This is a genomic window from Paenibacillus mesotrionivorans (assembly GCF_046098205.1).
Classification (GTDB): domain Bacteria; phylum Bacillota; class Bacilli; order Paenibacillales; family NBRC-103111; genus Paenibacillus_AR; species Paenibacillus_AR mesotrionivorans.
Window position 1 is genome coordinate 81620 of sequence record NZ_JBJURJ010000018.1, and the last position, 13013, is coordinate 94632.

16 protein-coding genes are annotated in these 13013 nt (G+C 48.6%); 14 read left to right on the forward strand and 2 right to left on the reverse strand.

Annotated features, from left to right (window positions below; genetic code table 11):
* Positions 1-3 precede the first annotated feature (3 nt).
* On the reverse strand, positions 4-852 hold the full coding sequence (locus ACI1P1_RS24125; protein WP_416219012.1) for an SDR family NAD(P)-dependent oxidoreductase: 849 nt from the start codon (positions 850-852) through the stop codon (positions 4-6).
* Between the two features lie 88 nt (positions 853-940).
* Between ACI1P1_RS24125 and ACI1P1_RS24130 the strand changes: the two genes are divergently transcribed.
* The 8 genes from ACI1P1_RS24130 to ACI1P1_RS24165 all read left to right on the forward strand — a co-directional run bounded on the left by ACI1P1_RS24130 (position 941) and on the right by ACI1P1_RS24165 (position 7248).
* Complete coding sequence (locus ACI1P1_RS24130; protein WP_416219013.1) at positions 941-1429, forward strand: MerR family transcriptional regulator; 489 nt, start codon at positions 941-943, stop codon at positions 1427-1429.
* A gap of 347 nt (positions 1430-1776) precedes the next feature.
* A complete protein-coding gene (locus ACI1P1_RS24135; protein WP_416219014.1) occupies positions 1777-2724 on the forward strand; it encodes a helix-turn-helix transcriptional regulator in 948 nt (315 codons plus the stop codon).
* A 67-nt stretch (positions 2725-2791) separates the two neighbouring features.
* A complete protein-coding gene (locus ACI1P1_RS24140) occupies positions 2792-3376 on the forward strand; it encodes a DinB family protein (protein ID WP_416219015.1) in 585 nt (194 codons plus the stop codon).
* Between the two features lie 301 nt (positions 3377-3677).
* The gene (locus tag ACI1P1_RS24145; RefSeq protein ID WP_416219114.1) at positions 3678-4532 is read left to right on the forward strand and encodes an ABC transporter ATP-binding protein; all 855 of its coding nucleotides are present in this window, start codon (positions 3678-3680) and stop codon (positions 4530-4532) included.
* Complete coding sequence (locus ACI1P1_RS24150; protein ID WP_416219016.1) at positions 4525-5178, forward strand: ABC-2 transporter permease; 654 nt, start codon at positions 4525-4527, stop codon at positions 5176-5178. The genes ACI1P1_RS24145 and ACI1P1_RS24150 overlap by 8 nt, the downstream gene beginning before the upstream one ends.
* Positions 5178-5543, forward strand: a complete 366-nt coding sequence (locus ACI1P1_RS24155; RefSeq protein WP_416219017.1) for a GntR family transcriptional regulator — start codon at positions 5178-5180, stop codon at positions 5541-5543. The genes ACI1P1_RS24150 and ACI1P1_RS24155 overlap by 1 nt, the downstream gene beginning before the upstream one ends.
* A gap of 30 nt (positions 5544-5573) precedes the next feature.
* On the forward strand, positions 5574-6395 hold the full coding sequence (locus ACI1P1_RS24160; RefSeq protein ID WP_416219018.1) for a MerR family transcriptional regulator: 822 nt from the start codon (positions 5574-5576) through the stop codon (positions 6393-6395).
* 82 nt (positions 6396-6477) lie between these two features.
* Complete coding sequence (locus ACI1P1_RS24165; protein ID WP_416219019.1) at positions 6478-7248, forward strand: SDR family oxidoreductase; 771 nt, start codon at positions 6478-6480, stop codon at positions 7246-7248.
* A 120-nt stretch (positions 7249-7368) separates the two neighbouring features.
* Here the strand turns inward: ACI1P1_RS24165 and ACI1P1_RS24170 are convergent, their stop codons facing one another.
* The gene (locus ACI1P1_RS24170) at positions 7369-7830 is read right to left on the reverse strand and encodes a pyridoxamine 5'-phosphate oxidase family protein (RefSeq protein WP_416219020.1); all 462 of its coding nucleotides are present in this window, start codon (positions 7828-7830) and stop codon (positions 7369-7371) included.
* 89 nt (positions 7831-7919) lie between these two features.
* Here ACI1P1_RS24170 and ACI1P1_RS24175 point away from each other — a divergent pair, with 89 nt between their 5' ends.
* From ACI1P1_RS24175 to ACI1P1_RS24200, 6 genes are all read left to right on the forward strand, one after another.
* Positions 7920-8156: a DUF6953 family protein gene (locus tag ACI1P1_RS24175; RefSeq protein ID WP_416219021.1), complete on the forward strand. Its 237-nt coding sequence runs from the start codon at positions 7920-7922 to the stop codon at positions 8154-8156.
* A gap of 96 nt (positions 8157-8252) precedes the next feature.
* Complete coding sequence (locus ACI1P1_RS24180; protein WP_416219022.1) at positions 8253-9101, forward strand: AraC family transcriptional regulator; 849 nt, start codon at positions 8253-8255, stop codon at positions 9099-9101.
* A gap of 138 nt (positions 9102-9239) precedes the next feature.
* Entirely contained in the window at positions 9240-9827 is a 588-nt protein-coding gene (locus ACI1P1_RS24185) for an ArsR/SmtB family transcription factor (RefSeq protein ID WP_416219023.1), read from the forward strand.
* Between the two features lie 69 nt (positions 9828-9896).
* Positions 9897-11177, forward strand: coding sequence for an MFS transporter (locus tag ACI1P1_RS24190; RefSeq protein ID WP_416219024.1), 1281 nt, complete (start codon positions 9897-9899; stop codon positions 11175-11177).
* An 11-nt stretch (positions 11178-11188) separates the two neighbouring features.
* Entirely contained in the window at positions 11189-12124 is a 936-nt protein-coding gene (locus ACI1P1_RS24195) for a VanZ family protein (protein WP_416219025.1), read from the forward strand.
* A 27-nt stretch (positions 12125-12151) separates the two neighbouring features.
* The gene (locus tag ACI1P1_RS24200) at positions 12152-12901 is read left to right on the forward strand and encodes a formylglycine-generating enzyme family protein (RefSeq protein WP_416219026.1); all 750 of its coding nucleotides are present in this window, start codon (positions 12152-12154) and stop codon (positions 12899-12901) included.
* Positions 12902-13013: the final 112 nt, after the last annotated feature.

A 13013-nucleotide genomic window follows, 5' to 3' on the forward strand; every position in this document is an offset into this window, starting at 1 on the left:
GCCTTATAGCTTGAACTCGTGTTCATAAATTTCTTGAACCCGATCCAATACGGTTTGTGCTTGATTGAGAAATTGTAGTTCTGCAACCTTGCCCTTCAACAGAAATACGCCGGTTTTATCGCGATGTTCGCCGAGAGCTCCTTCAAATAGAAGGTTGGCTCCGTGGGTAGGCGGAGGAAATACCAGTTTCATAATCGCACTGACCAAAATGGGAAGCCCTGCTTTTTTCCCTTTTCGAAGCGTATTGTTACCGCCCGGGTCAACACTTCGAATCTTGATGCCGTCCCGGGCGAGCCGCGGCGCGATGGCTTGGGTCCATAGGGAAAGAGCCAGCTTGGAGGTGGCATAAGGGCCAATCAGCTTACGGAAGGTTTTGGGGCGTTCTAATATTTCGAGCGTAAACTTTTTCGTCATTTTTAGGGCGGAAGACGAGGTGTTAATCACGGTTTTGAGGTGGCCGCGTTGAATAAGGTCCTTCAATTCCATCATAATGATGTATGGAACAACCGTTAACAATTCATAATGCTGTTCCCGTCCTTGCTTCGAATAGCTCAGTTCGGGGAAGGACCTGCCGGCGTTGTTAAACAAAACATCGATCCACTGCTCCTTAGCCTTGATTTCCTCCAAAGCCTGCCGCAGGCTGGCGTAATCGGCAAGATCAGTTGTTTTATAGGGCCGAAGCCTTCCAGTCTTGAGAGCGGCTTGGATGCTCTCGTCATCCGGCGGGAAGTCAGAGCGGTTCAACGCAATGACCTGCCAGTCCTCCGATAGCAGCCTCCTGGTTAATTCCAACCCGATTCCTGCACTTGCGCCCGTGATCAATGCGGTCGGTTTTTCTTGCATTCTGTTCATTGCAATCCCCTCCTGTTCCCTTGATAGTGCACATTCTATAACTTGGAGCCGACTCCAAGTCAAGGCAGAGTTTAAAGGAGAGAATCGGATGAAGGACCAGCTGATCTATACGATAAAGCAAACGGCTAAGCAGACCGGAATTTCCGAGGATACGATCCGTTATTATGAGAAGATTGCGCTGCTGCCCCGGGCGGATCGGAAGGAGAATGGGCATCGGGCATACAAGCAGGAGGACATCGATACGATCCGCTTGATCGCCTGCCTGAAGAAAACGGGGATGCCGCTGGAGGAGATGCGGCCTTTTCTGGCCGTCTCCGTCGATTCTGATCCCGCAGAGTATCCCGAGCTGGTGAAACACCTAAGAAACCATCGGGACAATATCATCGCCCAGATCGCCTCGTTGCAGCAGGTCGTGGATTTTATCGATATGAAGCTAGCGGACAGGAGAATCCGCAGGGAGTGCTCCGAGGATAGTCCGGAGGATATGGCGGGAGAACCCAAGACGGTTTCCCCTGCGGAGATGGCATTTTTTCCGGGATCAGCAGGGGGGCGGAAGTCACAAGCCCCATTTTCATAGTACCTGCAGGCTGTCGGGAAAGTCTCGGCAGCCTGTTCTTGTATATTGATTTAAGGTACCAGCGGTTTCTGCTTGATTGGGGAGGATAATACGATAAGTGTGGTGGAATCGCCGAATGCCCCCAGCTCGTTGATTGCACGCTCCAGGGTTTGCAGTGATTCGGTGAATTTTGTGAGCAAACTGTGGAACGACCAGCCGCTCATCTCTTATTAACCGGAAATTCACTTAAAGCAGCTGCTGTAACTCGCCGGCGGGATGACAACGATTATGTAGGTTTTTTGCCGCATTTGAGTGAATAATGAAATCCCTCGGGTGAGGCATCAGCAAACGAGAAGGAAGAGGATGATGTGAACAAAACGGAGCGGATGTTGGCTATTGTCATTGAGCTGCAGCGTAAAGGTGTGCTGCGCGCGGAGGATCTGGCGGCCAGGTTTGAGACAAGTATCCGTACCATTTACCGTGATATTCAAGCGCTTAGCGAAGCGGGCGTTCCGGTGGCGGGGGCGCCGGGGGTAGGTTACTCCCTGATGGAGGGGTATTTCCTTCCTCCCGTCAGCTTCACGGCAGAGGAAGCGGTAGGGCTGCTCATTGGGACGGATTTTGTCAAAGTGAGGCTGGATGCTGAGTACGGTGCGAAGGCCCGCAGTGCACAGGAGAAGATTGAGGTGATTCTGCCGGGGAGCGTACGTGAGGAGTCAGAACGGATACGGTCGACGCTCCGGCTGCTCCATGAAAGAGGGACAAGGACGCACGAGCACGAAAAGGAAATCCTTGAACCCTTGCGCCGCGCTATCCTGCAGAAGCGCAGAGTTCGTTTTCGTTACTCCAAGGATGCTCCGGCACCTGAGGGATACGGTCAGAATGAACGGACGGTTGATCCATACGGACTTGTTTATTCCCAGGGGGTATGGATGCTGGTTGCTTTTTGCGGACTGAGGCAGGACATCCGACACTTTCGGCTGTCGCGTATGAACAAGCTTGTTGTACAGGAGGATACGTTCAGGATTCTTCCAGGTTTTCACTTCCCGGATTACCGGCCTGCAGACAATCGGAATGTAATTGTCCGTATGCTGGTTGACCAGACGATCGCGGACCGGGTACACGAATCCAATACCTTTTATATGGAGTCGTTCGAGCCGGGAGAGGGAGGCTGGCTGGCGCAGTTCCGGGTGCGGCAGGTGGAGGACATCCTCCGATGGACGCTGGGATGGGGTGCAGCAGTGCGTGTGCTGGAGCCGGAGTCGCTGCGTGAACGAGTCCGGGAGGAAATCGAAAACATGCTTAAACACTACTGACAGGCTGGTGTCAGTAGTGTTGTTGTATGCTGGATTCAGCTTAAGTCAGAAGGAGTTGGATTCGGCAATGGATACGAAGGAAATCTTGCGGAAATTCGAGGAGACGGTACACGGATATTTGCAGCAATTGGAGGGCTGCAGTCTCGAGCAGCTGCTATGGAAGCCGGCCGAGAACGAATGGTCGCTTGGTCAGATGTACATGCATTTGGTTGGTTCCGCCCAGTTTATGCAGTTGAGAAACGCGGCTCTGTGCCTGGAGCCGGGAGATAGCCCGGAGGTTTCGCAGACGGGCAAGACGGAGCTGGGAGAGAAGCTGTTCAAGTTGGGGAGCTTCCCGCCGGACCGCATCCGGGTTCCTCCGTCTCCGCAATACACGCCGCAGCAGCCGGAAAGCAAGGAACAGCTTGCCGAAGGGCTGAGGGCTGCGGTTCGGCGTATGGCCGAGCTCGAATCGGGGATTGCGTCGGAGCTTCATCAGGCTTCCCAAGCATACTCTGCACCAGGCAGGGAGCTGGTTCGAAATACTGTTCTCCATCCGCGGTTCGGCGGATTGAATGCATTGGAATGGTTCCGGCTGACCGAGATGCACTATCGCCATCATATGCTTCAGAGGGAACGTCTGGATCAAGCTTGGAGGCAGGTGCATGGATGAACCGGTCATATGGATCTCCTTTAATCCTACTGCAGAGTTAAATTGGGATAGGGTAAACATCCCATCCTTGTAGCTTACAATCGCATTAATGTCGCCGACAGGTTGGGGGATAGCGGATTTTTCTACGATGATTTCGGCGGCAAATCGGGCCTTTACTCTTTCACAGTATGGAGTCGGGCGTGGCGTGCGCTTTTACGTACGCATGGAGACGTCTTTTGCTCGCGCTCTTGACAAACCTGCCTTTCACAAGATATATTGTGCATACACGATATACACAATGTGATGGGGAGGGATGTATGAGGTGCTGGCGTTAGATATTCGAAACGTAAATAAGAGCTATCCTGATTTTCAACTGAAGAATGTATCGTTCCAATTGGAGAAAGGGTACATTATGGGGTTTATCGGTGCGAATGGCGCAGGAAAAACCACGACGATTAAATCAATTTTGAATATGACCCGTATGGATAGCGGGGAAATTTACGTTTTCGGCAGAAATATGGCAGAGTACGAGCTTGAGCTGAAGCAGGAAATTGGTTACGCCATGGGCGGTGCAGACTTCTACACCCGGTGCAAGGTGAAGACCCTGACCGATGTGATCAAGAGGTTCTATGCAAATTGGAACGATGATACCTACCGCAATTACCTTCGGAAATTCAAGCTGGATGAAAACAAAAGGATTGCCGAGTTATCGACGGGAATGAAGGTGAAATACAGCATTGCCATTGCCTTGTCCCATGGGGCAAAGCTGCTCATCCTTGACGAACCGACAAGCGGGCTTGATCCGGTTGCAAGGGACGATCTGCTGGATATTTTCCAAGGACTCGTCGCTGACGGTGAGATCAGCATTTTGTTCTCGACGCATATTACTACAGATTTGGAGAAGTGCGCTGATTTTATAACCTTTATTGAAAATGGGCAAATCGTCCGCAGTGGTGAAAAGGAAGAGTTCAAAGAATCCTATCTGCTTCTAAATGGCGCTGCGGCTCAACTGGACCAAGTCAAGGACAGATTGATTTCCTATAAGAAACATTCATTTGGATTTACAGGGTTAATTCTGGCAAGGGACTTCGATACCTCATGGAACATGAAGGCTGCCACGCCGACCCTTGAGGAAATTATGGTTTATTTTGCGAAGAAGGAGGATGTGTATGTTTAACCTGGTGATGAAGGATGTAAGGCTGGCCGTGCCGTCCTTCTTTTTCCTGTTGCCTGTCTTAATTGGCGCTTTAATGCTCATTCCCGGTTGGATTTATTTTGTTGTCCTGCTGTATTTCTGCTGGATCACCGTTCCGAATTTGTTCAACCAATTTAAAGCGCAAAACGATTTGATGTTTACGTCGGTGCTGCCTGTTGCCAAGCGGGATATGGTCAAGGGAAGAGTAGCTGTCGTTGTCGGCTTGGAGCTGCTGCATATCGTGTTTGCCGCGATCTTCGGTTTCATTTCGATAAACTTGTATCCGAACGTAACCTATTATTTCTTCCCGCCCAACATGGGCTTTTGGGGGTTAAACCTGGTCATGCTGGCGATTTTTAACGTCATTTTTATCCCGATGTTCTATAAGACAGCTTATAAATTCGGCTGGGCCTTATTCGCCGCCGTGACGGCCGCCATGGTGTTTGCTGGAATCGCCCAATGGCTTGGCATTCAAAATCCGGTTGTGAATGAGATTTTCTATGGCATCGGTACACAACAAGTAACCCTGCAAGCCTTCATTCTGATTACTGGAATCGTGATTTTCGCGGCGCTCTCCGCTATTGCTTACCGGCTCGGGGTCAAGCGGTTCCTCCAAGTGGAAATCTAATGAATATTGCGATCTCAAATACATCTGACAAACCGATTTACCAGCAACTTTTTGAGCAGATCAGCGCCCAAATTCTCAAAGGAGAGTTGGAAAACGGCTATTGTCTTCCACCGATCCGGCAAGCGGCGCAGGAGCTTCGCATCAGCGTCATTACCGTAAAAAAAGCATGGGAAGAACTTGAGAGATGCGGATTGATCCATACCATCACGGGAAAGGGTTGTTTTGTGGCAGAACTGTCTTCCGATCGGAAATTGCAGATTCGCAATGACATGATCCTGAAGCAAATGCTTCTCGATACCTCTTACTACAAATCCTTTGGTCTGACCTTGGATGATGTGATGGAGATGCTGAAGAAGGTATATTAGAGGGCACCACAAAACAAGTGAGGGTTCAAAATGATTAAGATTGGCGCGTTCGCGAAGCAGAGCGGAATGACCGTCAAAACCCTGCGTCACTATGATGAGCTGGGCCTGCTAAAACCCGCTTATGTCGAGGAAAACTCCGGCTATCGGTACTATACCGCGGATCAGCTGCTGACCATTCGCCGTATCGAAGGATTCAAGGAGCAGGGGCTGACTCTGGAGATGATGCGGCCGCTCTTGACCGGCGCGGTTTCCCTAACGGAAGCGGAACGTACGCTGCTGGAAAAGCGGAACGAGCTGGAGTCCCAGATCCAGAAGGCACAGCGGCAGCTTGAAGAGATCGATGAACGGCTCGTCCGGATGGAAAGGTATGGAGATACAGAGGAAGCGAGGTTTTCCTTGCGAAGTGTGGAGCCGGTTCTTGTCGCTGCCGTACGCCGGGTTTTGCCAAAAGGCCAGCTCTGCCTGCTGCTCGATGAGCTGAAGCAGTATGTCCGCTCACAAGGTGAGGATTCGGATCGCGAGGTGACCATCGTACGGCACAGTCAGGCAAATGGTGAAGATGAGCTCGCAGATATCGAGGTTGCTATTCCGGTCTCAAAAATGATCCCTGCCAGCCCCAGTGTGAAGATTTATCACCTGCCTGGTGTGAAGGACGCGATCGTTTATACCCATCGATGCGACCCTTATCAGAACAGCTGCAAGGCAAACGAGATGCTGCGGTTATGGGCCGCTCAGGAGGGTTATCTGCCGCTGGAGTCCATCCCGGTCCGGGAGGTGCATCTCACGCCGGATAAGGATATCTACGGACAGCTTCGAATGGCGGAGATGATTTTGCCCATCGATCGGATGTAAAAAAAGTTCAGAATCCACTTGACCCTCCTCTTTAGGGGAGGGTTTATCATGGTATCAACCAATGGATAAGGAGTGGATCTGCATGATAAGCAACCGATTGGCAGGCAAAGTTGCCGTTGTAACAGGAGCCAGCCGTGGAATTGGGAAAGGGATTGCGCTGCGCCTTGCAGCCGAGGGAGCACTTGTTGCAGTACATTACGGCATGCGGCGGGATGCAGCGGAGGAGACCGTCTCCATGATTGAAGCTGCAGTTGGAAAAGCCTTCGCGATTGGCGCAAATTTGGACACCTTGGACGGGGTTGGCCTGTTTCTTGAAGGGCTGGATGAGGAGCTTATCCTCAGGTTAGGTAGCAACCAATTTGATATTCTGGTTAACAATGCCGGAATCGGCACATCCTCGCCATTGGAAGAGACAACCGAAGAGGAGTTTGATAAGCTGATCGCGGTCAACGTGAAGGCGCCGTTTTTTTTGGTTCAGCAATCGCTGGGACGTGTGCGCAACGGCGGCCGCATTATCCATATTTCCTCCGGTGTGACCCGGATTGCCTTCCCGCATATTATGGCTTACAATCTGACCAAAGGCGCCCTCAATACCTTCACCCTGCACCTCGCTCAGCTTCTGGGTCCGCGGGGGATCACGGTTAATGCAGTTATGCCCGGCATAGTAGATACGGATATTAACGCCTCTTGGCTGCACACGCCGGAAGGCCGCAAAAATGCCGAGGAAATGTCCGCGCTTGGACGTGTGGGCGAACCTTCGGATATCGCTGACATTGTCGCATTTGTGGCATCGCCGGACGGACGATGGGTAACGGGACAGATGCTGGATGCGACGGGCGGGTCACATTTGTAAGGGAGAGGTGCGACGCAATACTTTTTCGGATGAAGGGCCATCCCGCTAAGGATGGCCCTAAAGCTTGTGTTCTGGCTAGCACGGACATAGTATGTATAATATAGAAACCATCCAGGTTACTTAATTTGCCGTCTTATTGACGAAATCAATCTCATTTCTGATCCCTTTGTGGGCGTCATTCCACAGGCCTTTAGTCAAGCCAATACGGAGCAGGCATGTGTTGCGATCTTCGTTGTTATTGGCTTCGTTATACCACGCTGCGAATATTCTGCGCAGCTTGGTCATCATCTCTGCGTTTTTTTCATCACACACCCAGCCCAGGTTTTCACCGATACCATCAGCCGTAAAGTTCTCGACGATGATACAAACGGCGACCTCGGGGTTTTGGGCAATCTGCTGCATCTTGTTTGAGGTTGCGTAGGTGACGGTGAATGCGCCGTCCTCATAATAAGCGTCCACAATACGGGCGGCGGGACGACTTTTGACATCGCTACCCGATTCCAGGGCGATGGTAGCCAGAGAGATCAGGGCGTCCTTGTTTCCCACCGTATCCTCCAGCCGCTTCATGGCTTCATCGTACATTGTAAAATCTTATTGTATGTGAAGAAAAATACGATACTACCGGGAAATGACAATTTACACGCCAAACCAATATAAAGGAGAATAATCCCATGGAAGTAACCGCGCAGCAAGTGTCGGAATGGATGGTCCAGGAAATACGGTTTAGGGGATCCCTATACCAGGCGGATGCGATTGAATATGTGAAGACCAATTTTGGTGAGCAATTCGTATTCGTGAATGAGAATGGAAATGCGTCGTTGTCCAAAGAAGTGAAAAAGGCTTTCCGCAAGCTTCATGGCGGCCGAATTGCCTGGGACCGGGACGGCTTCTTTTGGGCATGGACCTAGGTTCTTCTAAGGCGCAGGAATGACTTTTTCGTGCAGCAAATGCAAGGCCCTTATTCTCTGTCTGCAATACAATTGATCTCGAAGGGAGGGAATCCGATGGACTGGTTGGAGAGAATGAACAGCGTTATGGAGTATATCGAAGCAAATCTGGACGAAGATATCTCCTATGAAAAAATAGCGCAACTGGCCTGCTGCTCTACGTATCATTTTCAACGTATGTTTCCGTTTATTACGGGAATCACCTTGTCGGAGTATATCCGGCGCAGACGGTTGACGTTGGCGGCATTTGAGCTGCAGACAACCAAGGCGAAGGTGATAGATGTCGCGGTGAAATACGGATATGATTCGCCGGAGGCGTTTGCACGGGCGTTTAAGAATCTCCATGGGGTGATGCCGGTATCTGCGCGCGATACGGGCGTTTCTCTGAAGGCCTATCCCCGGATGTCCTTCCATATCTCAATTAAAGGGGATGTCGAGATGGAGTACCGGATTGAACCAAGAGGGTCTTTTGAGCTGTTTGGTGTATATGGTGTAATGAGCCAGAGCATGGAAGCAGCATTTCGTGAAGTACCGCAGTTTCGCAAACAATGTGATGATGACGGCAGTGTTGATGTTTTGAACGGGACTTTGGGTCGTTTTAGTGATACCAACCTGCATGCTGCCTTATTTGATCATACCAAGGAATCTTTCAAGTATATGGTCGGCTACCATTTGCCCAAAGGGCTTGAAATTCCGGAGAGGTTTACCACTCTTTCGATTCCGGCATCAACCTGGGCCATCTTCCCGGAGCCGCAATGTGATTTGCAAAAGCTATGGAGACGCATCTATGCCGAGTGGTTTCCGACATCGGACTACGAGCAGGTGGAGGGGCCCTGTTTGGAAATGTATTACGGCATGGTCGTGAATACCACTGGGGAGATATGGATTCCCGTCAGGAAAAAGTAAGGATTATATGGATAGGTAAAAATACGGGCCATCCTATGGGATGGCTCTTAGTTGTGGACGGAAAGATCAGAGCTAGACATTTCTTACCACCGTGATATAATACGGTTAAATAAATTTTACCGTCTGGAGATCCGTAAAATGGAACAAGTTATGCTCATTACAAATAGAGATCAGCTAAAGATAATCAGTGATCCTCTCCGAGTGAAAATCCTGATGTTATTAATTGAAAAAGAGCATACGGGTCAACACATATCTGAGGTGTTGGATATTTCCCGTGCGAACATTCACTATCATCTAAAGGCGCTGGAGAAGGTCGGTTTCATTGAGTTAAAGAGGACAGAAGAGAAAAACGGGATCATTCAGAAATTCTACAGAGCGGTTGCCAAATCTTATCTGCCAGGGGAAAACCTGTTTCCTTATGCGGAAGAAATTAGTTCGGCCAATAGAGTAGCCCTATTAAACACGATGGACCGAGTAAAGGAACGACTGATCAACGCCCCGGATCATGCCTTTTACGATTTTAATTCTTTGGTTCCTATCATGATTCAAAGCGAGATGAAGCTCACAAAAGAGAAGTTCGATTTCATATCCCAGAAAATAAATGACTTATACACGGAATTAGATGAAGTAGAAAAAACAAGTCAAGACGATCTAAACGCCAAATGGTATTATTTTGGAAACTTCGGCTTTGAAATTAAAGACCCATTTTTCAGACTAAAAGACTAATTTTTTTTGCCACAACGGTTAAATATTTTTACTCGGTAAAATAAATTCAAGTATGTAGGAGGAACAAGAATGAAGCTCTTAAAAAATGTTAATTTCACTACATTATTCTTGGGAAGAATGGTAACCAATATTGGGGATAGCTTATACACGATTGCAGCCATGTGGTTAGTGTATGAACTGGGCGGATCTACTTTTTATACAGGGTTAGCTGGATTTTTGACGATGATGCCCCGGTTATTTCAGTTCCTAACAGGCCCGGTTGTCGATAAATATCCGCTAAAAAAAATTCTGGTCATCACACAGGGAATACAATTCATTTTCATTTTATCCATTCTAGTGGTATACGCTGCAGGTTTTCTGAATGTGTTTATCCTTCTTGTCATCATGCCGGTCATAACCTCTGTCAATCAATTTGTTTACCCTGCGCAAACGGCTTCCTTGCCCAGAATTGTCGAGAAAGATCAATTAGTCCAAGCCAATTCATTATTCTCCTTTGCCTATCAAGGAATAGATATTATATCTACCAGCCTCGGCGGGATCCTGATCGCCTTGATGGGGGTTATGACCCTTTATATTGTAGATACCGTAACCTTTTTAATCGCGCTTCTATTATTTTCGTCATTAAAAATTCCACATCAGGTTGATTTCGAACAGAATGAAGGTAAAAATAGAGAGGTCAGAAGTATAAAATTTCAGTTGAAGCAATATATGGCTAGTTTAAAAGAAGGGTATTCCTTTGTGAAAGGCTCCATTATTTCTAAATTCTTTTATGGCTCTATTGCTGCTAATTTCTCGTTTGGAATTGCATTGGCTGTACTACCTGCTTATTCAAATGACCGGGGAGGCCCCGAACTTTATGGTTATTTCCTGGCAGCATTTTCTGCCGGTTTTTTAATGGGTGCCTTCGTGTCCAACTTATTAAAGATATTGCCGTTTGGCAAAACGGTTGTGTTCTCTTTCTTTTTAAGTGCTCTTTTATGGATCAGTTCTGTTTTTGTACCATCAAGCATTTTATCAATTATTATTTTTACGTTGGCGTTAGTTCCATTGGGCGCTGCGGAAGTGACAATGGCTGCTGTTGGACAACAGATTATCCCGCAGCGGTTTTTAGCAAGGACATTTTCGCTCATCTCCAGCATCTCTGCTTCCGCAATGCCATTAGGATCCTTGTTAGGCGGATATCTCGGAACAATGATGAATTCTTCTATTACATTTGTTGTAGGAAGCTTAGGTATGCTAACCGTTTCTTTAGTCTGGTTTGTTATTCCCCAGCTGCGCCGCATCCCTAAGGTTGACGATATAAAACCAGAGGATTATATACCTGTTATTCAGGAGCTGGCCCAAAGATAAAGGAGAAGATAATGAATACAAAGCAACGTAAAGTTATGTTAGCCCTCACCCTATCCTATACCGTGTTGATTCTTTATTTTATCTTTTTCGCGTTCGGGAGAGCGGATACCTTAGCTCTGGATATAGGGTATACCTTTTTATGGGTGCCGGATGGTTTTTTTAGGGTGCCGGGTTTATCGGATCTGCTCCATCCTACGCTGATGGATGCTGTGAGCTTGGGAAACATCGCGGCCTTCATCCCTTTTGGGATCTTGATTCCGTTGTTATACCGGACCGGCTTTATCCGATTTATGATCCTATTCATCCTGTCTATCCTGGTGGTGGAAACCATTCAGGCCCTCACCTTGCTGGGCAGCTTCGATATCAATGATGTGATTCAAAATTCATCGGGCGCAGCCATCGGATTCGGGGCGTACCGCATTGGATTTCGTACCAATAAGCTCTGGACCAACATAGCGGCAGCGGGCATCTCCGCTCTTGTCCTGTTCATGGGGATTTGGGGGAGCTTCGGGATTGCCGATAAGGTGTTTACGAAGGAATTAGCCCCTTTTGTGGCAATCAACGATCTGCAGAGCAGCAGTGAAGGCTCGCCACCGCAGGGAATCCGGCAGGACAGCTTCCAAATTAGCGGACAAACGGTAGAGCCCCAGCTTAATGTGTATAGCGCCGAGGATAAAACTACGGTAACGTACACGTACTCACTAGGCAAAAGGGAGATGTATTTCATCCTGAACTATGGGATTCCCGATCAAGTGGAACCCCGCGGGAGCCTGCGTGTATCCGCCGATGGGCAGGAGTACCTGTCTGTATCAGCAGAGGATCAAAGCGAGGAGCTTGGCACGTCCTCCATCTATCTTCAAGAGGCCAAGGAGCTCACCATCACCCTTGATGGGAATATGAAAATGTGGGATGTGGGAATCAGGGAAATGAAGTATGCTTGGAATTGATAAAATGGTGGTAGATCGGAGATCAAAATGCCTATCGGAAACATAATGGATTTGATGGTGCCCATAGAAGGTGGGACCGTTGAATTAAGGGATTATATAAATACGAATAAATGGCTTAGTTCGGATTACACGTTATCAGACCCTGGAAGAGGAACGGATAAGAAGATCGTCACATGGTCGGAAACGATTGACCCTTTCTATGTCATGAAGTATCCAGTCACCCGGCAGCTGTATCATTTTGTCATGCATGAAGAAGAAAGGGCACTTCCTATGAAGAACTTGCCCGTTACGGAGGTATCATGGATAGATTCGGTTGTCTTTTGCAACAAATTGTCCAGAATGCTTGGCAGAACGGAGTGCTACACCATCACCAATGAAAGTGAGAATACCGTATTTAATAAAAAAGCGGATGGCTTTCGATTATTAACGGACGCTGAATGGCAGTATGCGTGCAAAGCGGGGACCAAGGGATACCGGTATGAAAGCATCGATCAAATCGCATGGTATCAAAACAATTCCAATGGGTCAGCCCAACAAGTCGGGCAGCTGCTTCCTAATCCATGGGGGCTTTACGATATGCTGGGGAATGTGTGGGAATGGTGCTGGGATCTGTATGATACGAACCGGTATGGCAACTATAGGGTCTTCCGGGGCGGAAGCTGGGCTGAGGTTGAAAACAACTGTGGTTCTACGATGAGAAGAAAAAGCATGCCTGACTTCAAGATAGATGACCTTGGCTTTAGAATCGCGTGCGCCAAGGATATATCGCATAGCTAAACGGGCAGGGTGGTGCACATATGTCTATTCCTATCATAACCACGAAACTGTATATCCCTGCGCCTCGAACGGATTCGGTTCCCCGTCCGGGATTGACCGTAAGGCTCAATAA

What these genes read in the sequence shown, in the direction of transcription:
- ACI1P1_RS24125 (WP_416219012.1), bottom strand. Translation starts at nt 852, where the DNA reads ATGAACAGAATGCAAGAAAAACCGACCGCATTGATCACGGGCGCAAGT.
- ACI1P1_RS24130 (WP_416219013.1), top strand. Translation starts at nt 941, where the DNA reads ATGAAGGACCAGCTGATCTATACGATAAAGCAAACGGCTAAGCAGACC.
- ACI1P1_RS24140 (WP_416219015.1), top strand. Translation starts at nt 2,792, where the DNA reads ATGGATACGAAGGAAATCTTGCGGAAATTCGAGGAGACGGTACACGGA.
- ACI1P1_RS24150 (WP_416219016.1), top strand. Translation starts at nt 4,525, where the DNA reads ATGTTTAACCTGGTGATGAAGGATGTAAGGCTGGCCGTGCCGTCCTTC.
- ACI1P1_RS24155 (WP_416219017.1), top strand. Translation starts at nt 5,178, where the DNA reads ATGAATATTGCGATCTCAAATACATCTGACAAACCGATTTACCAGCAA.
- ACI1P1_RS24160 (WP_416219018.1), top strand. Translation starts at nt 5,574, where the DNA reads ATGATTAAGATTGGCGCGTTCGCGAAGCAGAGCGGAATGACCGTCAAA.
- ACI1P1_RS24165 (WP_416219019.1), top strand. Translation starts at nt 6,478, where the DNA reads ATGATAAGCAACCGATTGGCAGGCAAAGTTGCCGTTGTAACAGGAGCC.
- ACI1P1_RS24170 (WP_416219020.1), bottom strand. Translation starts at nt 7,830, where the DNA reads ATGTACGATGAAGCCATGAAGCGGCTGGAGGATACGGTGGGAAACAAG.
- ACI1P1_RS24175 (WP_416219021.1), top strand. Translation starts at nt 7,920, where the DNA reads ATGGAAGTAACCGCGCAGCAAGTGTCGGAATGGATGGTCCAGGAAATA.
- ACI1P1_RS24180 (WP_416219022.1), top strand. Translation starts at nt 8,253, where the DNA reads ATGGACTGGTTGGAGAGAATGAACAGCGTTATGGAGTATATCGAAGCA.
- ACI1P1_RS24185 (WP_416219023.1), top strand. Translation starts at nt 9,240, where the DNA reads ATGGAACAAGTTATGCTCATTACAAATAGAGATCAGCTAAAGATAATC.
- ACI1P1_RS24190 (WP_416219024.1), top strand. Translation starts at nt 9,897, where the DNA reads ATGAAGCTCTTAAAAAATGTTAATTTCACTACATTATTCTTGGGAAGA.
- ACI1P1_RS24195 (WP_416219025.1), top strand. Translation starts at nt 11,189, where the DNA reads ATGAATACAAAGCAACGTAAAGTTATGTTAGCCCTCACCCTATCCTAT.
- ACI1P1_RS24200 (WP_416219026.1), top strand. Translation starts at nt 12,152, where the DNA reads ATGCCTATCGGAAACATAATGGATTTGATGGTGCCCATAGAAGGTGGG.